17 protein-coding genes, 2 tRNA genes and 1 pseudogene are annotated in these 20341 nt (G+C 68.4%); 3 read left to right on the top strand and 17 right to left on the bottom strand.

The annotated features are described in order from the left end of the window. Positions 1–24: 24 nt before the first annotated feature. Genes AB1046_RS16500 through AB1046_RS16485 form a run of 4 tightly spaced genes read right to left on the bottom strand, consistent with a single transcriptional unit; the run spans position 25 to position 2440 of the window. Positions 25–687: an aminodeoxychorismate/anthranilate synthase component II gene (locus tag AB1046_RS16500; RefSeq protein ID WP_369370380.1), complete on the bottom strand. Its 663-nt coding sequence runs from the start codon at positions 685–687 to the stop codon at positions 25–27. A gap of 24 nt (positions 688–711) precedes the next feature. Beyond that, entirely contained in the window at positions 712–870 is a 159-nt protein-coding gene (locus AB1046_RS16495; protein WP_369370379.1) for a hypothetical protein, read from the bottom strand. Further along, entirely contained in the window at positions 870–1697 is an 828-nt protein-coding gene (locus AB1046_RS16490) for a class E sortase (protein ID WP_369370378.1), read from the bottom strand. The genes AB1046_RS16495 and AB1046_RS16490 overlap by 1 nt, the downstream gene beginning before the upstream one ends. After that, positions 1694–2440 carry a DUF881 domain-containing protein gene (locus tag AB1046_RS16485; RefSeq protein WP_369370377.1) on the bottom strand — a complete coding sequence of 249 codons (747 nt, stop codon included), beginning with the start codon at positions 2438–2440 and terminating at the stop codon, positions 1694–1696. The genes AB1046_RS16490 and AB1046_RS16485 overlap by 4 nt, the downstream gene beginning before the upstream one ends. Positions 2441–2655: 215 nt before the next feature. Here AB1046_RS16485 and AB1046_RS16480 point away from each other — a divergent pair, with 215 nt between their 5' ends. After that, positions 2656–2934 (top strand): cell division protein CrgA, encoded by a 279-nt coding sequence (locus tag AB1046_RS16480; RefSeq protein ID WP_369370376.1) that lies wholly within the window; start codon positions 2656–2658, stop codon positions 2932–2934. 83 nt (positions 2935–3017) lie between these two features. Here the strand turns inward: AB1046_RS16480 and AB1046_RS16475 are convergent, their stop codons facing one another. Together AB1046_RS16475 and AB1046_RS16470 are read right to left on the bottom strand one after the other, a co-directional pair. Next, entirely contained in the window at positions 3018–3899 is an 882-nt protein-coding gene (locus AB1046_RS16475; RefSeq protein WP_369370375.1) for a rhomboid family intramembrane serine protease, read from the bottom strand. A 94-nt stretch (positions 3900–3993) separates the two neighbouring features. Further along, positions 3994–4533 carry a peptidylprolyl isomerase gene (locus AB1046_RS16470; protein ID WP_369370374.1) on the bottom strand — a complete coding sequence of 180 codons (540 nt, stop codon included), beginning with the start codon at positions 4531–4533 and terminating at the stop codon, positions 3994–3996. Positions 4534–4656: 123 nt separating this feature from the next. On the opposite strand from AB1046_RS16470, the gene AB1046_RS16465 reads away from it, so the two are divergent. Next, positions 4657–5655, top strand: coding sequence for a hypothetical protein (locus tag AB1046_RS16465; RefSeq protein WP_369370373.1), 999 nt, complete (start codon positions 4657–4659; stop codon positions 5653–5655). Between the two features lie 150 nt (positions 5656–5805). Here the strand turns inward: AB1046_RS16465 and AB1046_RS16460 are convergent. The 6 genes from AB1046_RS16460 to gyrB all read right to left on the bottom strand — a co-directional run bounded on the left by AB1046_RS16460 (position 5806) and on the right by gyrB (position 12532). Further along, a tRNA-Ala gene (locus AB1046_RS16460) sits at positions 5806–5881 on the bottom strand. A gap of 12 nt (positions 5882–5893) precedes the next feature. Next, positions 5894–6013 (bottom strand): DLW-39 family protein, encoded by a 120-nt coding sequence (locus tag AB1046_RS16455; RefSeq protein ID WP_369370372.1) that lies wholly within the window; start codon positions 6011–6013, stop codon positions 5894–5896. A gap of 35 nt (positions 6014–6048) precedes the next feature. Beyond that, positions 6049–6122: transfer RNA gene (locus AB1046_RS16450), tRNA-Ile, on the bottom strand. 150 nt (positions 6123–6272) lie between these two features. Continuing rightward, on the bottom strand, positions 6273–7619 hold the full coding sequence (locus AB1046_RS16445) for a DUF3566 domain-containing protein (protein ID WP_369370371.1): 1347 nt from the start codon (positions 7617–7619) through the stop codon (positions 6273–6275). Continuing rightward, a complete protein-coding gene (gene gyrA, locus AB1046_RS16440) occupies positions 7619–10279 on the bottom strand; it encodes a DNA gyrase subunit A (protein ID WP_369370370.1) in 2661 nt (886 codons plus the stop codon). Before gyrA ends, AB1046_RS16445 begins: the two co-directional genes overlap by 1 nt. A gap of 171 nt (positions 10280–10450) precedes the next feature. Then, a complete protein-coding gene (gyrB, locus tag AB1046_RS16435; RefSeq protein WP_369370369.1) occupies positions 10451–12532 on the bottom strand; it encodes a DNA topoisomerase (ATP-hydrolyzing) subunit B in 2082 nt (693 codons plus the stop codon). A 573-nt stretch (positions 12533–13105) separates the two neighbouring features. Here gyrB and AB1046_RS16430 point away from each other — a divergent pair. Next, positions 13106–13912: a hypothetical protein gene (locus AB1046_RS16430; protein WP_369370368.1), complete on the top strand. Its 807-nt coding sequence runs from the start codon at positions 13106–13108 to the stop codon at positions 13910–13912. Positions 13913–14137: 225 nt separating this feature from the next. On the opposite strand, the pseudogene AB1046_RS16425 reads toward AB1046_RS16430, so the two are convergent. The 5 genes and pseudogenes from AB1046_RS16425 to dnaA form a co-directional block, all read right to left on the bottom strand. Continuing rightward, a pseudogene (locus AB1046_RS16425) lies at positions 14138–14287 on the bottom strand (DciA family protein); the annotation flags it as partial. A 247-nt stretch (positions 14288–14534) separates the two neighbouring features. Further along, positions 14535–15773: a DNA replication/repair protein RecF gene (gene recF, locus AB1046_RS16420; protein ID WP_369370367.1), complete on the bottom strand. Its 1239-nt coding sequence runs from the start codon at positions 15771–15773 to the stop codon at positions 14535–14537. Between the two features lie 26 nt (positions 15774–15799). After that, positions 15800–16696, bottom strand: coding sequence for a phosphogluconate dehydrogenase (NAD(+)-dependent, decarboxylating) (gnd, locus tag AB1046_RS16415; RefSeq protein WP_369370366.1), 897 nt, complete (start codon positions 16694–16696; stop codon positions 15800–15802). Between the two features lie 130 nt (positions 16697–16826). Further along, positions 16827–17960, bottom strand: a complete 1134-nt coding sequence (gene dnaN, locus AB1046_RS16410; RefSeq protein ID WP_369370365.1) for a DNA polymerase III subunit beta — start codon at positions 17958–17960, stop codon at positions 16827–16829. A 659-nt stretch (positions 17961–18619) separates the two neighbouring features. After that, complete coding sequence (gene dnaA / locus AB1046_RS16405; RefSeq protein ID WP_369370364.1) at positions 18620–20056, bottom strand: chromosomal replication initiator protein DnaA; 1437 nt, start codon at positions 20054–20056, stop codon at positions 18620–18622. Between the last annotated feature and the right edge of the window lie 285 nt (positions 20057–20341).

Below are 20341 nucleotides of genomic sequence, written 5' to 3'. Positions count from 1 at the left end.
GCGCGGCAGGTCTGGCGTCGTCGGTCACGAGGTGACCAGCGGCGCCATTCCCTTTGCCCGCTCGACGGCGCCGTCGAGACCGCAGATCTCGAGCCAGTTCGCCAGCAGGCGGTGCCCACCCTCGGTGAGGACCGACTCGGGGTGGAACTGCACACCATGCAGCGGCAGCTCGCGGTGCTGCAGCCCCATGACGATGCCCGACGCCGTCGTGCAGGTCACCTCGAGCTCGGCGGGCACGCTGTCCGGGACCACGGCCAGCGAGTGATAGCGCGTGGCGGTGAACGGCGTCGGCAGGCCGGCGAGGACGCCGTCGCCGCGGTGCTCCACGAAGCTCGTCTTGCCGTGCATGAGCTCCGGCGCGTGCGTCACCTTGCCGCCGAACACCTCGGCGAGGGCCTGGTGTCCAAGGCACACACCGAGCATCGGGGTGCGCGAGCGGGCGCAGGCCCGGATGACGTCCTCCGAGGCGCCGGCGTCGGCGGGCGTCCCGGGACCCGGCGACACGAGCACGCCGTCGTACGGCACGCGGGAGCCGTCGTCGCCGTCGTACCAATAGCGGCCGTCGCCGTCGGGCGAGGGCACGGCGTCGTTCCGGACCACTACGGTCCGGGCGCCGATCTGGTCGAGGTAGCCGACGATCGTGTAGACGAACGAGTCGTAGTTGTCCACGACAAGGATCCGCGTCATGGTCACATGCTACGGCGAGGACCGCTACGCGCCGACGGTCGTGTCGTTGAACGGCATGTAGTCGCTGAGCCACGGGAAGAACTCGGTGAAGCACACCGCTACCGCCCCGAAGATGAGCACGAGGCAGACCAGGAACTTGAACCAGCCCGGGCCGGGGATGGCCCGCCACAAGAGCGCATACATCAGCTCACCAGCTCCTTCGGTTCGCCCTCGCCGACGGGCGCCCAGTAGTCCAGCTCCCCGTGCACGATGAACCGCTCGGTGGCGGAGAACATCGGGTGGCACGAGGTGAGCGTGATGAACCTCTGGGTCAGCTCGGGCATGGGCTGGTCGCTGGTCACTCCTGGCACCGGCGCGATGACCTCGACGTTCTGCGGAAAGACGATCTCCGACTCGGTCACCCGGTACACGTACCAGGTGTCCTCGGTGCGGACCACCACCGGGTCGCCGGGCACAAGCTCCGCGATCTGGTTGAACGGCTTGCCGTACGTGGTGCGGTGCGCAGCGACGGCGAAGTTGCCGAGGTCCCCGGGCATGGCCGTATCGACGTAGTGCCCGATGCCGATGGTGTCGAGCACCGTCGCCTTGTCGGTGCCCTCCGCGACCGGCTTGACGTAGTCGTCGCCGAACCGCGGGATGAACATCTGCGCGAAGAGGGTGCCGGCCTCCGGCGGTTCCGCCATGACCGGTGGCGCTTCGCGGTGCTCGGTGGCCGTCTCAGCGCCCTGTGGCGCCCAGTCCATCTCGGCGATGATCTCGTTCTGGGCCCGCGCGCCCTCGACGTCGGTCCACCAGAGCTGCCAGACGACGAACAGCCCGAGCACCAGGCCCGCCGTCACGAGGAGCTCGCCCATCACACCGATCAACCAGGCGACCGGTCGCATCGGGGCGGCCGCTCCGCGCGGACGCCGGGCGTTACGCGGGCCCATCCCGGACGGACCGCGCTGATACGCGATGGGGAAGACCTCCTGTGCCAGGGGCACGTCGCGGCCGGCCTGCGCGTGGGTCATCCAAAGACCTCCGTACCGTCGGGAACCGTCGCATACTGCAGACCGCCGCCGTCGTAGGCAGGGAGGTCCAGGTGGTCGCTGCGTTGCACGTCCCAGCCCAGATGTACCCAGTCGACGTACTCGAGGTACGTCTGGACACCGGCGGAGCTGTTGAGCGACGCCTCCATCCTCGCCGGATCTCCCACTGCCGTCACCTCGTAGGGGGGTGAAAAGACCTTGCCGTGCAGCAGCAGGATGTTTCCCGAGCAACGGAACGCCGATGTCGAGGTCACGCGCTCACCCTGCAGCGTCATCGCCTCCGCCCCGCCACCCCACAGCGCGTTGATCACGTGCTGCAGGTCCTGCTGGTGCACCACGAGGTCGTCGGCCTGCGGCTCCACCCCGCCCGGTCCAGCCCCGACGGCCGTCGACGGCGCGTCGTCGAGCGTCACCGTCAGGCCGCCACCCGTCACGGGCTCGGACCCGGACACCACTCCCTCGCGCTCCACCAGGTCGGGATCCAGCGTGGGGACCGTGGTGCCGGCTCGCGCACTGAGCGTCTCGATCTCGCGGTCCAGCTCACTGCTGCGCTCGGTAAGGTCCGCGACGCGGCCGGTCTCGGTCTCCACGAGCTGCGCGAGGTCCTGCGGGTCGCGGGTGTCGGCACCGCCGCCGTCGGCCAGGCGTGCGCTCGCGCTGAACATGAGGCCGGCGAGCACCGCGACCGCACCTACGCTGAGCCACGAACGCCATCCGGAGCTCATCGGGCCACGCACTAAGCCTGCCGCACCGCGCCTACCGGGCACCGGGGAAGACGGTTCTGCTCCGGTCACGCGCGTCCCTCCTGCACCATTCGGCAAACCCGCGGACGCGTCTGGTCACGCCTGCGCCCTGTGGACCACTACGCTAGTCCACGAGCAAGCAGACGTCGGCTCGGCACACCCGTCGGGCGGACCACACCAGGACAGGAGCCTGCCTCGTGCCCGAGTCGAAGTCCCGCAACAAGAAGAAGGTCACGCCCAAGGCTGAGAAGTCCGAGGCCAAGGTCGTGCTGCCCGGTGAGGCGGTCAACCCACGTTGGCTTGCCCCGGTGATGCTCGGCCTCATGATCCTCGGCCTCGCGTGGATCGTGACGTTCTACCTCACGAGCCAGAGCGACGGGCTTCGCCTGCCGATCCCGCAGATCGGTCAGTGGAACCTCGCGGTCGGCTTCGGCCTGATCATCGTGGGTTTCGGCCTCACGACGCGCTGGAAGTAAGGGGTCCGCGGCCGCATCGAGGCGGCCGCGGAGCTGTGTCCCCATTTATCCACAGCTGTGGGTAAAGCTGGGGAAAAGAGTCGTCACAGCACTCCCGCCGAGCTGTAGCGCCACACGGCCAGGGCGATCAGCAGCGCCATGCCGACCAGCGGAACCACCCAGGCGAAGGCCGCGCGGCGTTCCTTCGGCGCGTAAGCGAATGCGGTCGCCACGAGCGCACCGGTGACGAGCCCACCCAGGTGCGCCTGCCAGGAGATGCCCGGCACGAAGAATCCGATCGCGCCGTTCACCGCGAGCAGGACGATCACCTGACCCATGCTCCGGCCCAGCCGGCGCATCACCGGGAGCATCGCCCCGAACAGGCCGAACACCATGCCGGACGCACCCACCACCGGCGTCTGCCAGGCGGCCGACGTGAACGGGTCGCCGGCCAGCAGCAGCACGCCGACCGACCCGCCGATCGCGGAGAGGAGGCACAGCATCCCGAACCGCACCCGGCCGAGCAGCGGCTCGAGGAACTGGCCGGTGATCCACAGGGCGTACATGTTGAACAGGATGTGCAGCGGCGAGGTGGAGTGCAGGAACGACGCCGTCAGGAAGCGCCACGGCTCGACCGCTCCGCCCCAGGGCCAGAACCACAGCGCCTGCGTCCACGCGCCCGAGGTCACCAGCTGCAGCAGCCAGCTCACGACGCAGAGCCCGATGATCGTGAGGGTCACGACCGGCCGGCCGTTGACCGCGGCACTGTCCGCCGTGCCACCGAAGACGGTCCGGACGCGCGGGGCGGCCCGCTTCGACTCCCGGACGCAGTCCACGCACTGCACACCGACCGCGGCCGGCCGCTGGCACTCCGGGCAGGCGGGTCTGCCGCAGCGCTGGCAACGCACGTAGGCCACCCGGTCCGGGTGGCGCGGGCAGACGGGAGCCGCGGCCTCGGTCGGCTCGTCGGCGGCCGGGTCGTTCATCGCGATACGTCCTCAGTCCCCTCGGTCCTCATTGCACCCTGAGTGCACACGGGTCGTGCGTGTCCAGCCGGAGCGGCACGGCCGCCGCGGTTCCTCAGGGCTCGATGGTGACGGAGGTGATCGTGATGTCGTCGACGGGGCGGTCGCCAGGACGCGTACGCGTCGTGCCGACCTCGTCGACGACCGCACGGGACTCGTCGTCAGCGACCTTGCCGAAGATCGTGTGCTTACCGTTCAGCCACGGGGTCTCGGCGGTGGTGAGGAAGAACTGCGAACCGTTGGTCCCCTCGATCTCGCCAGTCACCGGGTTGCGGCGCTTGCCGGCGTTGGCCATCGCGAGGATGTACTTCTCGTTGAACTGGAGCTCCGGGTGGATCTCGTCGTTGAACGTGTACCCCGGACCGCCAGTTCCCGTCCCGAGAGGGCAGCCGCCCTGGATCATGAAGTCTTCGATGACGCGGTGGAAGATGAGGCCGTCGTAGAACGGGTCCTTGCGCTCCTCACCCGTCCGCGGGTCCGTCCAGGCCTTCTCGCCGGTCGCGAGACCGACGAAGTTCTCGACAGTCTTGGGCGCGTGGTTCGGGAAGAGCTCGATACGGATGTCACCGGAGGTGGTGTGCAGGATTGCGAACATGCGTCAATCCTCCCACGGAGCGGCCCGCTGGTGCTGCATACTCGACGCCCGGCCTCGCCAGCACGCGCTGGCGGTGGCAGAGTGGCACCTTGAGGACTATTTGAACAGTTCGGGGGGAGTTTCATGACCCGCAAGAAGGTGACCGACTACGTGGACACGAGCAAGATCGACACAGAGAAGGTCAAGGAGAAGGCCGCTGAGGCCTCTGCGCTGCTTTCCGACGTCAGCTCCAAGGCCGCATCACAGGCGGGGTCCATCGCGGCCCAGGCCAAGGACCGGGCCTCGAACGCCAAGGACTGGGCACAGCCCCGCGTGAACGACTTCATCGCGTGGCTGACGCCGCGCGCGGAGAAGGCTTGGCAGGACAGCGTCCAGGCCGCCGCTCCGCAGGTCGAGAAGGTCGCGGGTAAGGCCGCGCCGCTCATCGACTCCGCGCACGACAAGCTTGTGGACGATCTGCTGCCGAAGATGGTCTCCGCATTCAACGCGGCGGCGGACAACGCCGCGGCAGCGCAGGGCAAGCTCGCCGAGACCGTCGCGGACGCGGCGGACAAGGCCAGCAAGAAGAGCTCGAAGCGAGGCTGGCTCGTGGCGCTGGTCGCGGGCGGCGCGGCCGTCGCGGGCTACGTGTTCTGGAGGCGCGCTCAGCCGCAGACCGACCCGTGGGCCGAGCCGTGGGAACAGGGCTCGGGCGCCGACTACTCGGACGGCGCCGCACGGCACTCGTCCGGCGTCGGCTCGGCGGCCGGTTCCGCCGTCGCCAAGGGCAAGGAAGCGGGGGCCAAGGCCGCACAGACGGCCAAGGACCTCGGCGTCCGCGCCTACTCGGCGGCTAGCCCCGCGTTCGAGGCGGCCAAGGAGAAGGCCGCTCCGGTGCTGGAGAAGGCGGCCCCGGTGTTCGACGCCGCGAAGGAGAAGGCCGCTCCGGTCATCGACGCGGCGAAGTCGACGGCGCAGAAGGCCAGCTCCGCAGTGTCGGACGCCGCGCAGAAGGCAGCCGACCTCGCCACCGACAAGACCTCGCCCGCGAAGGACTCGGTCGCGGACGAGCTGGTCGTGGACGAGGTCTCGCCGGCGAAGCCAAGGGCGAAGCGGTCGGGGGAGACCCCGAAGGAGAGCTGATCTCAGTTCTTCCCCGTGCAGGACAGAAGGGCCCGGCCATGGCCGGGCCCTTCTGCTGTGCGCGATCCGTCGTGCACGAGGGACTCCTGGTTGACAGCCGCACCGTCCACAGAAACGACAACAGCCCGGACAGGGTCCGGGCTGTTGTGGTGGTGGAGCCAGCGGGACTCGAACCCGCAACCCCCTGCTTGCAAAGCAGGTGCGCTACCAATTGCGCCATGGCCCCGCTGAGGGCCGCTCAGTCGATCGAGTCGGTTACCTCGGACCAGAGATCACGGCCTGCCGCGTCCTCGCTCAGCTTGCGCCAGAGGATGTAGCCGGCACCAGCAGCGAGCAGCACTATGATCAGCTTCTTCACGAGTTCCTCCTGAGGAGCCTCTGCAGGTCCGGGAGTGGGGCTAGGAGGACTTGAACCTCCGACCTCTTCCTTATCAGGGAAGCGCTCTAACCGTCTGAGCTATAGCCCCGGGGCGAGCGTTCCGCACGCTCACGCGACACTGGAGATTACCCCAGGTAGCGACGATGTCCCAAACCGAAATCGTGGCTCGCGGTGTGACGTGCGTCGAGCCGTGCGCGACAGCGCACGGGAACGCTCGGGGTGGTGCTTTTCCTGCTCGTCAGTCGTCGGTCAGCGTCATGTGCACGCCCCCGACGAGTGCTGCCGTGATGTTGTACAGGAAGGCCATGATGGTGGCGATCGCCGTCAGCAGCACGATGTTGCAGATGCTGATCAGGGTCGCGAGCGAGATGACCCGGGGGAACTCCACGAACTGCGTGAGGTTCACGTTGCTCTGGGGTCCCACGGCGTCCTCCACGAAGCTCTGCACCGTGGTGAACACGCCGAACCCGTCCAGCACCGACCAGAACACGGCGGTCGCGACCACCGTCATGATCGCTATCGCGACGGCCAGCAGGAACGCCAGCTTCATGACGGACCACGGGTCCACACGAGAGACCGCGAGGCGTACCCGCCGCGGACCCGCCGGAGCTGCCCGAGGCGCCTCGGGTGCGGGACTCGGGGCCGGCTGTGTCTCCTCCGGCACGGTCCCGGCCGGCACGCCGATCGGGGTAGCAGTGCCGCGAACGCCGCCCGCCGTGTAGTGCATCTCCGGCCGGGGCTTGGTCGCAGTCAGGTCCGGGTTCGGGTTCGCGGCGGTTCGGGCTTCGTCGTCGGGCATGATCGAAGAGACCTTCTTGGCCGCGCTGCGCGCCACGTCGAGCGCCGCCTGGGCGGCCTTCATGGCACCGGCGCGGACCCCGTCCATCCCTTCCGCAGCCGCGGTCGGGGGAGCGGGGGGAGCCGGAGGAACCGGTGGGACCGCAGGCTGCGAGACCCGGTTCCAGGACTTTGTGTTGTCAGGTTCCGGCACGGGTGCACTCCTCGGAGCAGGGATGTCCGCCTTCGTCGGCGGCCGCCCCGTCCCCGGGGCCTGACTCTGCGGGCCCTTGCCCTCGCTGTCCGTAGCGGCCGCCACTGCTGCCGCGCTGGACGGGTTCGAGTCCTTGTCCGAGCGGCCCGCCTCGTACGCAGAGCGCCAGACACCGCCCGTCGTGGGGATCGCGGTGTCCGGGTCGGACGGAGCCGGGGGAGTGGCGGCCTTCGCCGACGGCGCAGGTACGGAAGGCGCGGGCGCAGCCGGCTTGGCCGGCTGCGGGATCGGCTTGGCGGACGGCGCAGGCGCGGACGGCTTGTCGGACGACGCTGCCGCAGCGACCGGCCCCGACGGCGGGGCCTCGTGCTGACCCGAACTGGTGACGGGCGCGGATCCGGAGTCAGCGGCGTCGCTCTTGACCGGCGCGGACGACGCCGCGCTCCGGCCCGAGCTCACCCCGGCCGGACTGGTCTCGGAGGACTCGACCGCAGGCTGTTCCCCGGTCAGGGCCTTACGATCCCTGGTGATCTCCAGGTCGTCGTCGAGCGCGGACGACGCCGTGCGCACGGGCCCGCTCTTGTCACTCGTCATCAGCTGTCCTCGCGTCCGGTGCTGTCCTGCTCAGAGGTGCTCGGAACTTCGTCGGGGGTCGAATTCTCATCCACGGTAACCCGCTCGGCGGTATCGCCGTCGGAGTTATCGTCCATAACACCCGGCACATCACCCGCGTCGTCACGCTCTGCGTTACGCGCGACGGCGATGATCCTGTCCCCCTTGTCCGGCTTCGCGAAGGTTACCCCCTGCGTGTTCCGGCCGGTGAGGTTAACTTCGGCGACCGCGGAGCGCACGATCTTGCCGCGCTCCATGATGACCAGCACCTCGTCGTCGGCGTGCGTCACGAGCGCGCCCACGAGGTCGCCGCGCGCCTCCACCAGGTTGGCAACCTTGATGCCGAGACCGCCACGCCCCTGGATCCGGTACTCCGAGATGCGGGTCCGCTTGGCGAAGCCGCCCTCGGTGACAACGAAGAGGTCGGCCCCGTCGATCACGACCTCGGCGGAGAGCAGCTCGTCGTCCTCCCGGAACTTCATCCCGGTGACGCCGGAGGTGGCCCGGCCCAGCGGCCGGATCGACTCGTCGTCGGCGTGGAAGCGGATCGACTGGCCCTTGCGCGAGACGAGGACAAGGTCGTCGTCGGCGTTCACCAGCCGGGCCGAGACCAGCTCGTCCGCGTCGCCGTCGGAGTCCTCGCGCAGGTTGATCGCGATGAGCCCGCCCGAACGCGGTGAGTTGTACTCGCTCAGCCGGGTCTTTTTCACCAGCCCGCGGCGCGTCGCCAGGATCAGGTACTCCGCGGCCTCGTAGTCGGGGATGTCGAGCACCTGGGCGATCTTCTCGCCGGGCTGGAAAGCCAGCAGGTTCGCGACGTGCTGGCCCTTTGAGTCACGGGCGCCCTCGGGCAGCTCGTAGCCCTTGGCCCGGTAGACCCGGCCCAGGTTGGTGAAGAACAGCATCCAGTGGTGGGTCGTCGTCGTGAAGAAGTGGTCCACGATGTCGTCCTCGCGCAGCTGCGTGCCGCGCACCCCCTTGCCGCCACGCTTCTGCGAGCGGTAGTTGTCCGTCCGCGTGCGCTTGGCGTAGCCGCCACGCGTGATGGTGACGACCACGTCCTCCTCGGGGATGAGGTCCTCCATCGACATGTCGCCGTCGTAGGGGAGGATCGTGGTGCGACGCTCGTCGCCCCAGCGGTCGGTGATCTCGTTGAGCTCGTCGCCCACGATGGACCGCTGGCGGTCCGGCTTGGCGAGGATGTCCAGGTAGTCGTCGATCGCGATCTGCAGCTTGGCGTGCTCGTCGAGGATCTTCTGCCGTTCGAGGGCCGCCAGACGGCGCAGCTGCAGCGCGAGGATCGCGTTTGCCTGCTGCTCGTCGATGGTGAGCAGGTCCATCAGGCCCGTCCGCGCCTCGTCGGCGTCGGGGGAGCGGCGGATCAGCGCGATGACCTCGTCGAGAGCGTCGAGGGCCTTGAGGTAGCCCTCGTAGATGTGGATCTGGTCCTGGGCCTCCTTCAGGAGGTACTCGGTGCGCCGGCGCACGACCTCGATCTGGTGCGTGGTCCAGTGCCGCACGAACGCGTCGATGCTGAGCGTGCGGGGCACCTCGTCGACCAGCGCGAGCATGTTCGCGCTGAAGTTCTCCTGCAGCGGCGTGTGCTTGTAGAGGTTGTTCAGCACCACCTTCGCCACGGCGTCGCGCTTGAGCACGATCACCAGGCGCTGGCCGGTGCGGCCGGACGTCTCGTCGCGGATGTCCGCGATCCCCTGGATGCGGCCGTCGTTGACGAGGTCCGCGATCTTGGAGGCCAGGTTGTCCGGGTTGACCATGTACGGGAGCTCGGTCACGACCAGGCAGATCCGGTTCTGGATCTCCTCGACGCTCACGACCGCGCGCATCGTGATGGAGCCGCGGCCAGTGCGGTACGCGTCCTCGATGCCCTTGTGCCCCAGGATGAGCGCCCCGGACGGGAAGTCCGGGCCCTTGATGCGCTCCATGAGCGCCTCGAGCAGCTCCTCGCGGGTGGCGTCCGGGTGGGCCAGGTGCCACCGCACGCCGTCGACCACCTCGCGCAGGTTGTGCGGCGGGATGTTCGTGGCCATGCCGACGGCGATGCCGGCCGAGCCGTTGACCAGGAGGTTCGGGATGCGCGACGGAAGAACCACCGGCTCCTGCGTACGACCGTCATAGTTGGGCCGGAAGTCGACGGTGCCCTTCTCGATGTCGCGCACCATCTCCATGGCGAGCGGCGCCATCTTGCACTCGGTGTACCGCGGGGCAGCCGCCGGGTCGTTACCCGGCGAGCCGAAGTTGCCCTGGCCGGCGACCAGCGGGTAACGCAGCACCCAGTCCTGGACCAGGCGCACCAGGGTGTCGTAGATCGAGGTGTCGCCGTGCGGGTGGTACTTACCCATGACGTCGCCCACGACGCGCGAGCACTTGGAGTACGCGCGGTCGGGGCGGTAGCCGCCGTCGTACATCGCGTAGATGACGCGGCGGTGCACCGGCTTGAGGCCGTCGCGCACGTCGGGCAGCGCGCGGCCCACGATCACGCTCATCGCGTAGTCGAGGTACGACCGCTGCATCTCCAGCTGCAGGTCAACCTGCTCGACGCGGCCGTGATGCACCGCGACCCGCGCGTCCTCCACGGGAATGCCGTCGTCGGGGTTGTCCACGCCGGGGGTCTCGTCTGTCACCGTCTGTACTTCCTTTCCACGCCTGCTGGCGTGTCACTTCGTCTCCTGGGCCGCCAATTTCCGTGCCCGACGCCGCACGCCCGGCTGGGCGGTCGGCGTCGGGGCTTGCGAGCTCGCTCCTCAGATATCTCTACCCATGTTGATATCTTGCGGGGCTCGCAAGCTCACTCCTCAGATATCAAGGAACCGCACGTCCTTGGCGTTGCGCTGGATGAATGTGCGGCGGGACTCGACGTCCTCGCCCATGAGGACCGAGAAGATCTCGTCGGCCGCGGCCGCGTCGTCCATGGTGACCTGCAGCAGTGTCCGGTGGTCCGGGTCCATCGTGGTGTCCCAGAGCTCGGAGTAGTCCATCTCGCCGAGACCCTTGTACCGCTGGATGCCGTTGTCCTTGGGGATCCGCTTGCCCTGCGCTGCGCCGGACTCGAGGAACGCGTCACGCTCCCGGTCCGAGTACACGTAGTCGTGCGGGGCGTTGCTCCACTTGATCCGGTACAGCGGCGGCTGCGCGAGATACACGTGGCCGTGCTCGATGAGCGGTCGCATGTACCTGAACAGCAGCGTGAGCAGCAGAGTGCAGATGTGCTGGCCGTCGACGTCGGCGTCGGCCATGAGCACGATCTTGTGGTACTTGAGCTTCGAGATGTCGAAGTCCTCGCCGATGCCCGTGCCGAACGACGTGATCAGCGCCTGCACCTCGGCGTTGGACAGGGCCTTGTCGAGCCGGGCGCGCTCCACGTTCAGAATCTTCCCGCGCAGCGGCAGGATCGCCTGGTTGTGTGGATTGCGGCCGCGGACCGCGGAGCCGCCGGCCGAGTCGCCCTCGACGACGTAGATCTCGCACTCGTCGGGGAACCGCGACTGGCAGTCCCTGAGCTTGCCCGGCATGCCACCGCCGTTCAGGACACCCTTGCGGCGAGTCGCCTCGCGCGCCTTGCGCGCAGCGATCCGGGCCTGCGAGGCCTGGATCGCCTTGCGGATGACGTCGCGGGCCTCGTTCGGGTGGGCGTCGAACCAGTCGACGAGCTGCTCGCGCACCACCCGCTGCACGAAGGTCTTGGCCTCCGTGTTGCCCAGCTTGGTCTTGGTCTGGCCCTCGAACTGCGGCTCGCCGAGCTTCACGGAGATGACGGCCGTGAGGCCCTCGCGGATGTCGTCACCCGTGAGGTTCTCGTCCTTCTCCTTGATGATGCCCTTGTCCCGCGCGTAGCTGTTGACCAGCGTGGTCATCGCCGCGCGGAAACCCTCCTCGTGCGTGCCTCCCTCGGTGGTCGAGATCGTGTTCGCGAACGTGTGCACGGACTCGCTGTATGCGTTGGTCCACTGCAGCGCGATCTCGACGGCGATCTTGCGCTCCGTGTCCTCGCTCTCGAACCAGATCACGTCCGGGTGGACGAGCTCCACCCGCTTCGCGGAGTTGAGGTGGTGCACGTAGTCCATCAGGCCGTTCTCGTACTTGTACGTGACGGTGCGCCAGTCCGCCGACTCGTCGCTCGGGTCCTGGGCGGCCCCGTCCGCGGCAGTCGGGCGCTCGGCCCCGACGACGTCGTCCGCAGCCACCTCGGGCTCGGCGCCCGTGACCTCGTCCGTCGCTGAGGAATGCCCAGCGCGCTCGTCGGTGAGCGTGATCTTCAGGCCCTTGTTGAGGAACGCGTACTGCTGGAACCGGGCCCGGAGGGTCTCGAAGTCGTACTCGGTGGTCTCGAAGATGCCTCCGTCGGCCCAGAAGGTCTGGGTGGTGCCGGTGCCCTCGTCGGCGCCCATCGGCTCGAGCCGCTCGACGCCGGTGATCGGGTTTCCGCCGTCGGTGTATTCCTGGCGCCAGTGATAGCCGTCGCGGCGCACCTCCGACACGAACCGGGTGCTCAGTGCGTTCACCACGGACATACCGACGCCGTGCAGTCCGCCGGAGACGGCATAACCGCCACCGCCGAACTTGCCGCCGGCGTGCAGGATCGTCATAACGACCTCGAGCGTCGGCTTTCCCTCTGTGGGATGCATGGCGACCGGAATACCTCGACCGTCGTCGGTGACGCGCACGCCACCATCGGCCAGAAGGCGCACGTCGATCTCCGTGGCGTGGCCCGCGAGGGCTTCGTCCACAGAGTTATCCACAATCTCCGTCACCAGGTGGTGAAGGCCACGCTCTCCGGTGGATCCGATATACATGCCCGGTCGCTTACGAACGGCCTCGAGACCTTCCAGGACTGTGATGTTCCCGGCGTCGTAGCCGCCGTCGATTCGCTCTGTCACGGGCGGGGTTGCTCCTCGTCTTTCAGGCACACGATGTGCACGACGACGGACGTACCAGCGGCTGCACGAGCGGCTCGGACCCATAGGGGTCCAGGCCCTGCTCGGGTGCTGACGTACTGTCCGACGGCTCGTCGGTGCTCAGCGTTCCGGGCCCTCAGGAGGATCCTGGGAACCCGGCGCGGTTGACCCCCTCATACTACCTTCTGAGCGGCGAAAACCCGGGATCCTGGGCTGTTTGTAGCCACTCCTCCACAACCTTTCTCCACAGGGTGATTTTTGAGGTCCTGGCACGGTTGCGGACCGCCCCTCCGGCCCTCGATCGGGGCTTCGCGGAGCCCCCTCGGATCGTTTCGCGGTCCGGGTGCAGACGCCGCCTCGTACACCCGTGCGGCAGCCGACGCCGACGCGGTCGAGATCATCTCCGAATGGTCATGCCCATACCTGTCGAAGGTCAGAAAATTTGCACGCATAAGGTGACATTTCGTTGATTTCTCGTTTTCTGCTCTAATGGCGCCGACCGGTCACACGCGCGCGGGCTGCGCGCACAGTCTCTCTCTTCGAAGGGCAACCAGAGTGAAGAAGCTTCTCGCCGGCGGAACTCTCGCCGTACTGGCTCTTGGCGGAATGATCGCCACAGCCGCACCCGCATCTGCGCACACCCCGAGCGTCTCTGCCGACTGCGGGTTCGTGAACGTGAACCTTGAGTACTACTCCGGCGCCAATGTCACTGTTGTCATTGACGGCGCGACCGTCGAGGACACCGAGTTCTCCAGCGGCTTCCAGGGAAGCTACGACGACCTCGCGCTCGACGTCGCGCACGAGTGGACCGTGACCGTCGACGCGTACGACGGCCAGGGCGGCACTCAGTACGACTGGGCCGACTCCGGTTCGATCCCCGCCTGCCAGACGCCGCCGCCCGCCGAGTTCGTCTCCCCTGTGATGCCCGACGCCGTGGCCGGCTGCGCCGCGAGCCTCGACGACGTGGTCCTCCCGGCCAACACCCCGGCGATCACCTACGGCAAGTCCGAGCTCGGCGTCGTCGCCACGCTCACCTCCGACGCCTACGCGTTCCCCGAGGAGCTGGGCGCCTACGAGCTCCAGGAGGACGGTACGGCCCTCCTGCCGACCGATCTTGTTGTCCTCGAGGAAGACTGCGCCGAGCCGACGCCGGAGCCCAGCGCCCCCGTTGTCGAGCCCAGCGAGGAGGCCTCCGTGGCCCCCGTCGCCGAGCCGTCGGCGTCCCCCAGCCCCTCGGCTGAGGCGCCCCCGGTGCTCGCCGCGACCGGTGCGACCGTCGGTGGCGCCATCGCGTTCGCCGCGCTGCTCGCCGCCGGTGGTATCGCCCTGGTCTGGGCCCGCAAGCGCATGCAGAACGCGTGAGCAAGTAGTTCCTGGTTGACGCTTCGGCGCAGCTGAGTCAAGAAGGGCTCCCCGGCTTCGGCCGGGGAGCCCTTCTTGCTGCCCTTGGTCAGCCCCAGGTGTCCCGTGGACCCGGCCCGCGTACGGCCCGCGGCCCGCGGCGGAATCCGGGCCCCGCCGGCCGAGGACCGTGACGTCCTCGACCACGCCCTCCCCGATCTCCTCCGCCATGCGCCGGATCAGCGTCGGCACCAGCAGGCGAAGCTGGGTCGCCCAGGCCGTCGAGTCCGCCCGCACCACGAGCACCTTCTCGTCGAACGTCTCGGGCGTGCAGTGGTCGGCGATCTCCTGGCCGACGACCTCGCGCCAGCGACCCATCACGCCGCCGACCGACACGTCCTCGGTCCAGCCCTTCTCGCGCAGGAGCCGGCCGACGAGCGAGCCGAGCAGCTGCGGGTCGCGCGCGCCGGGTCCCGATCCGCTCGATCGCGGCTCCGCCAGGGGAGAGCGGCGCGACGGCGAGCCAGGGCGCAGACCTCGCGCGCGGGCCGCCGCCTTGGCCCGGTTCAGGGCGGCGCGCGCGACCTCCGACGCAGGCGTCAGGCTGGCCTCAGAGTTATCCACAGGCCCTTGTGGAGAGTCGTCAGTCACGTGTCACCGTCCCGGGTTCCACGTGAAACCGTACGCCGTCCAGCGCGGCCGGGATGTCCTCGGCGACGGCCGCCGTCACCAGCACCTGACGCGCCGGGAGCACCAGGTCCGCGAGCCGTTCCCGGCGTCGCACGTCGAGCTCCGCGAAGACGTCGTCCAGGATGAGTACCGGATCGGCGTCGGTACCCACGTCGGGGTCCCAGAAAGCGGGTGAATCCGCCGGATTCTGCGGATCTCCCCCCAATAGGCGGAACGACGCAAGCCGCAGCGCGAGCGCGAAGGACCAGGATTCGCCGTGGCTCGCGTAGCCCTTCGCGGGCAGTCCGCCGAGGGTCAGGATCAGGTCGTCCCGGTGCGGGCCGACGAGACTCACTCCTCGTTCGAGCTCCTGCGGCCGGGCCGCGGTGAGCGCGTCCAGCAGCAGGTCACGGAGGTGTCCGACATCGGGGAAGTTATCCCCAGGACCTGTGGACAACTCCGGTGGATTACCGGTCGAGAGCGCTGGAAGCGACGACCGATAGGTGATCTCCGCGTCCCCGTCCGCATCGCTCACCTGCTCGTACGCAGCGGCTACTGCTGGGCGGAGCGCGTCGACCAGCTGGATCCGCAGCGAGAGGATCTCCGCCCCGAGCTCGGCGAGCCGGGCATCCCAGACGTCGAGTGTCGAGAGCTCGGCCGCCGCGGTGCTCTCCGTCCGCGAGGAGCCGCTCGACCGCCGCGCCGCGCGCGCCGACTTGAGCAGAGCCGAGCGCTGGCGGAGGACCCGCTCGTAGTCCGAGAGCACAGCAGAGACCCGCGGCATCATCAGGACGAGCAGCTGGTCCAGGAACCGCCGTCGGCCATCCGGCTCACCCTTGACCAGGGCGAGGTCCTCGGGCGCGAAGAGCACGGTGCGCAGAACTCCGAGCACGTCCCGAGCCCGGACCGGCTGCCCACGATTGATGCGCGCGCGGTTCGCCTTGCCCTGGGTGATCTCCAGCTCGACGGTGCTCGCCCGGTCGCCCCGCACGATCCGCGTCCGTACGACGGCCCGTTCGGCACCTGAGCGGATGAGCGGCGCGTCGGTCGAGACCCGGTGCGAACCGAGTGTCGCCACGTAGCCGATCGCCTCGACGAGGTTGGTCTTTCCCCTGCCGTTGCGCCCGACGAAGGCGTTGACGCCGGGCACAAGAGCTACCTCGGCCGACTCGTACGACCGAAAGTCCAGCAGGGAGAGGTGGGAGACGTACATCGGTAGGAGATCGTACGTCCCGGCCGCTACTCCGCCGACTTGACCGCGTGCCCGCCGAACTGCTGGCGCAGCGCGGCCACCGCCTTCATGGCCGGCGACTGCTCCTGCCGGGAGGCAAACCGGGCGAAGAGCGCAGCGGAGATGACCGGGAGCGGAACTGCCATGTCGATGCCCTCGTCCACGGTCCAGCGGCCTTCGCCGGAGTCGTCGACCCAGTCGTCCAGGAGGGCGAGCTTGGGGTCCTGCTCGAGAGCCTTGACCATGAGGTCGAGGAGCCAGGAGCGGACGACCGTGCCCCGGCTCCACGCCTTCATTGTGCCGTGCACGTCGTTGATGACGTCCGACTTGGCAGCCAGGAGCTCGTAGCCCTCGGCATACGCCTGCATGAGGCCGTACTCGATGCCGTTGTGGACCATCTTCGCGTAGTGCCCGGCACCGACCCCGCCGGCGTGCACAAAGCCCTCCTCGCGGGGGCCCTCGGGCCGCAGCGCGTCGAAGACCGGCATGACCGCCTCGACGTCCGCGACGGCTCCACCCACCATCAGGCCGTAGCCGTTCTCGAGGCCCCAGACACCGCCGCTCACGCCGACGTCGAGATAGCCGATCCCGTGCTCGGCAAGCTCCGCGGCGCGCTCCTGGTCCTCGACGTAGTGCGAGTTGCCGCCCTCGATCACGATGTCGCCCTCGGAGAGGATCTCGCCGAGCTCGTCCAGCACGCCGCGCGTGGGCTCGCCCGCGGGGACCATCACCCAGACGACGCGCTTCTCCTGAGGGAGCGCCGCCGCGAGGTCGACGAGCGTCGGGACGTCCGACACCTCGGGGCGCGGGTCGAACCCGGTGACCTCGATGCCGCCCTTACGCAGGCGGGACCGCATGTTGTTGCCCATCTTCCCCAGGCCGACCAGGCCGATGTGGGTGACCATGTGCGTGCTTCCTCCAGGGTCGAGCGACGGGCTCGCTCGTGGCGGCCGTCCTTGGTGCAGGCTGGCTGTGCAGACTTATGACTGTCTGGCTGCGGCTGGCAGACCCGCTCGTTGGCGGACCTGGGCCCCGTCAGCCGGTGAAGCGGATCGGGACCAGGAGGTACCGGTAGGCGGAGTCGTCCTCCCCGTCCAGGCTGCCCTGGCCGGTGAACTCGACCGGCTTGTTGGGGTGCGTGAACGACAGCCGCACGAAGTCGGTGCCCAGTGCGCCAAGGCCGTCGAGCAGGAACTGCGGGTTGAACGCCACGGCGATGTCCTCACCCACCAGCACGGCCTCCAGGGCCTCCGACGCTTGCGCGTCGTCGCCCTGCCCGGCGTCGAGCACGACCTGGCCTTCGCTGAACGAGAGCCGGATCGGGGTGTTGCGCTCCGCGACCAGGCTCACGCGCTTGGCGGCCTCGATCAGGGGCGCTGTGGCGACGACGGCGTGGATTGGCGTGCTGTCGGGGAACAGTCGGCGCACGGCGGGGTAGTCGCCGTCGACGAGCTGGGACGTGGTCTGGCGGCCGCCGGCCTCGAATCCCACAAGGTCGAGTCCCTGGCCGGTGGACAGCCCGAGGTTCACGAGGCCGCCGCCGGAGCCGAGCGACTTGGCGACGTCGTTCAGCGTGCGGGCGCGGACCAACGCGACCGCCGAGAAGCCCGGTGTGGCAGGGGTCCAGGTCAGCTCACGAAGAGCCAGCCGGTAGCGGTCCGTGGACAGCAGCGTGATGCGCTCGCCCTCGATCTCCACCCGGACACCGGTCAGCAGCGGCAGGGTGTCGTCACGGCTGGCTGCAACCGTCACCTGGGCGACCGCGTGGGTGAACGCGTCGCCGGAGACGGTGCCGCTGACCTCCGGCAGCCCCGGCAGCGCGGGGTACTCGTCCACAGGCATGGTGAGGAGCGTGAACCTGCTGGCGCCACAGGTGACGACCACCTTGCTGCCCTCGAGCGCCACGTCCACCGGCTTGTTGGGGAGTGCCCGGGAGATCTCCGCCAGGAGGCGACCAGAGACCAGCACAGTCCCTGGCTCCGCAACCTCGGCCGGGATCACGGACCGGGCGGACGTCTCGTAGTCGAAGCTCGCAAGGTTGATCACGCCCTGGGCGTCCGCCTCGATCCGGACGCCGGCAAGCACCGGAGCCGGCGGGCGCGTGGGGAGCGTGCGAGCGGTCCATGTCACGGCATCGGCGAGGACGTCGCGCTCGACCCTGAACTTCATGCCGTTGCATCTCCTCTTGATCCTGGGCTGTCGAGGGAAACCCTACGCGAGTTGCTGACCACGTGGCACTCGATAGGCAGGTCCTGTGGATGGACTTCATTGGCGACTTAGTACTAGTGTTCTAAGCGCTGCGCGGAGTGCTCGGCCGGCCTGATGAAGGCGCGTGGATTCCCCCTTACAGATAGATGTCGTAGTAGTAGTCGGTGTTGTGGATACTGGGGATATCGGGTCTTTTCGCAGGTCAGAGGCTATTTTCGCCTGTGGAGGAGCTGTGGGCTCAACTGTGCAAGAACTAGGGGCCCCTGTGGAATGCAGATTTGTGTACACAGGCCGTCCACCGATTCGGGGGTCTCCACCCACAGAAAATCGGGCTTCGTCCACAGCCGTCCACAGGCTTGTCCCCAGGGGTGTAAGGCCAGGTCAGAGCTTCAGGCCGAGTTCTGCACAGCGTGTGTCCACAGCGCTGGGGATGAGCGCAGCACAATGGCGTAAACCCGGGAGTCCGCATGTGGATAGACCTGTGGAGGTGCGGATACGCAACACCCCCGTGCACCGGTTTGGCTGTGCACAGGGGTGGGGATCAGTACTGGAATCGGTGGTGATACCCGATTTGGGCCGCCGGATGATCTCTGCGGCCGGAGCGCCCGTGAGCTCGCTCGTCAGCCGCGCTGCTGCTGCTTGATCCTGCTGGTGAGCTCGGTGACCTGGTTGTACGTCGAGCGGCGCTCCGCCATCTGGCCCGCGATCTTCTTGTTCGCGTGCATCACCGTGGTGTGGTCGCGTCCGCCGAACTGCTGGCCGATCTTCGGCAGTGAGAGGTCAGTGAGCTCGCGGCACAGATACATGGCGATCTGCCGGGCGGTGACCAGCACGCGGGACCGGGACGAACCGCAGAGGTCGTCGATGGTGAGACCGAAGTATGCGGCGGTCTGCGCGATGACCACGGCCGGAGTGATCTCCGCGCTGTCGTCGTCATCGGTGATCAGGTCCTTGAGGACGATCTCCGCGAGGGCGAGGTCCACCTGCTGGCGGTTCAGGTTCGCGAACGCCGTGACCCGGATGAGGGCACCCTCGAGCTCTCGGATGTTCGTCGAGATCCGGGAGCCGATGTAGGAGAGGACCTCGGCCGGCACGTCGAGGTGCTCGCTCGCGGCCTTCTTCCGCATGATGGCGATGCGCGTCTCGAGGTCGGGCGGCTGGACGTCGGTGATGAGGCCCCACTCGAAGCGCGACCGCAGCCGGTCCTCGAAGCCGTTGAGCTGCTTCGGCGGGACGTCCGACGTGATCACTACCTGCTTGTTCGCGTTGTGCAGCGCGTTGAACGTGTGGAAGAACTCCTCCATCGTCTGTTCCTTGCCCTGCAGGAACTGGATGTCGTCGATGAGGAGCACGTCGACGTCGCGGTAGCGGCGCTGGAACGCGCCCGCCTTGCCCTCACCGATGCTGTTGATGAAGTCGTTGGTGAACTCCTCGGAGTTCACGTAGCGCACCCGGATGTGCGGGTACAGGTTGTGCACGTAGTGCCCGATGGCGTGCAGCAGGTGGGTCTTGCCCAGTCCGGAGTCGCCGTAGATGAAGAGCGGGTTGTACGCCTTGGCCGGCGCCTCGGCGACGGCGACGGCGGCCGCGTGCGCGAACCGGTTGGACGAGCCGATGACGAATGTCTCGAAGATGTACTTCGGGTTCAGCCGGGTGGGCTCGGCGGACGGCTTCGGTGCGGGCTGGGGCGCGATGGGCATCTGCGCCTGCTCAGGCTCCGGCGGCTCGCGTTCGAGGGACAGGGCGGCGGGGCCGGAGATCTGTGACGGGCCCGCGAGGGTGCGGCTGCTCAGCTCAGGATCTACGGTGATGCCGAAGCGGACGCTGCGGCCGAGCACCGAGGACATGGCGGACACCAGGTCGTCACGGACCGCGGTCTCCAGATAGGTACGCGTCTGCTCGTGGGGGACCGCGATGAAGACCATGTCGTCCAGCACTGCCATCGGCTTGGCCAGGCGGATGAAGGCCAGCTGCCGGGGGCTCATATCGGGCCGGGCCTCGAGCGCCGTCAGGGTCTGCGCCCAGACGTCGCCGATGTTCTCGTCCGGGTTGGCCACTGGCTTTCCTTCGTCTCGTGCGTGGGGTGGTGCGGAGTGCTGGGGGTGTCTTGGAGTCTGCCATGATGGGGCACCGTCCACACAGTTGTCCACAGGTTGTGGATTGCGCGGATCGCCGCTGAAACAGTGGTACACGAGCCGGTAACCGGCAGTTTCGTGAGGTGGACCGGGCGCACGATGTGGCGCGTCCGACACGCATGATCCTGCGGTTCTGGTTTGACCCGGAGGGCCCCGGCGGCGTAACGTCATACAGCCGTTCCAGGTACTTCTGCGCGCCCACACATG

It is taken from the genome of Promicromonospora sp. Populi, assembly GCF_041081105.1.
Taxonomy (GTDB): domain Bacteria; phylum Actinomycetota; class Actinomycetes; order Actinomycetales; family Cellulomonadaceae; genus Promicromonospora.
This window is presented reverse-complemented; position numbering and strand designations above follow the sequence as displayed.

What these genes read in the sequence shown, in the direction of transcription:
- AB1046_RS16490 (WP_369370378.1), bottom strand. Translation starts at nt 1,697, where the DNA reads ATGACCCACGCGCAGGCCGGCCGCGACGTGCCCCTGGCACAGGAGGTC.
- recF (WP_369370367.1), bottom strand. Translation starts at nt 15,773, where the DNA reads ATGTACGTCTCCCACCTCTCCCTGCTGGACTTTCGGTCGTACGAGTCG.
- AB1046_RS16485 (WP_369370377.1), bottom strand. Translation starts at nt 2,440, where the DNA reads ATGAGCTCCGGATGGCGTTCGTGGCTCAGCGTAGGTGCGGTCGCGGTG.
- gnd (WP_369370366.1), bottom strand. Translation starts at nt 16,696, where the DNA reads ATGGTCACCCACATCGGCCTGGTCGGCCTGGGGAAGATGGGCAACAAC.
- AB1046_RS16500 (WP_369370380.1), bottom strand. Translation starts at nt 687, where the DNA reads ATGACGCGGATCCTTGTCGTGGACAACTACGACTCGTTCGTCTACACG.
- dnaN (WP_369370365.1), bottom strand. Translation starts at nt 17,960, where the DNA reads ATGAAGTTCAGGGTCGAGCGCGACGTCCTCGCCGATGCCGTGACATGG.
- AB1046_RS16475 (WP_369370375.1), bottom strand. Translation starts at nt 3,899, where the DNA reads ATGAACGACCCGGCCGCCGACGAGCCGACCGAGGCCGCGGCTCCCGTC.
- AB1046_RS16470 (WP_369370374.1), bottom strand. Translation starts at nt 4,533, where the DNA reads ATGTTCGCAATCCTGCACACCACCTCCGGTGACATCCGTATCGAGCTC.
- AB1046_RS16465 (WP_369370373.1), top strand. Translation starts at nt 4,657, where the DNA reads ATGACCCGCAAGAAGGTGACCGACTACGTGGACACGAGCAAGATCGAC.
- AB1046_RS16445 (WP_369370371.1), bottom strand. Translation starts at nt 7,619, where the DNA reads ATGACGAGTGACAAGAGCGGGCCCGTGCGCACGGCGTCGTCCGCGCTC.
- AB1046_RS16495 (WP_369370379.1), bottom strand. Translation starts at nt 870, where the DNA reads ATGTATGCGCTCTTGTGGCGGGCCATCCCCGGCCCGGGCTGGTTCAAG.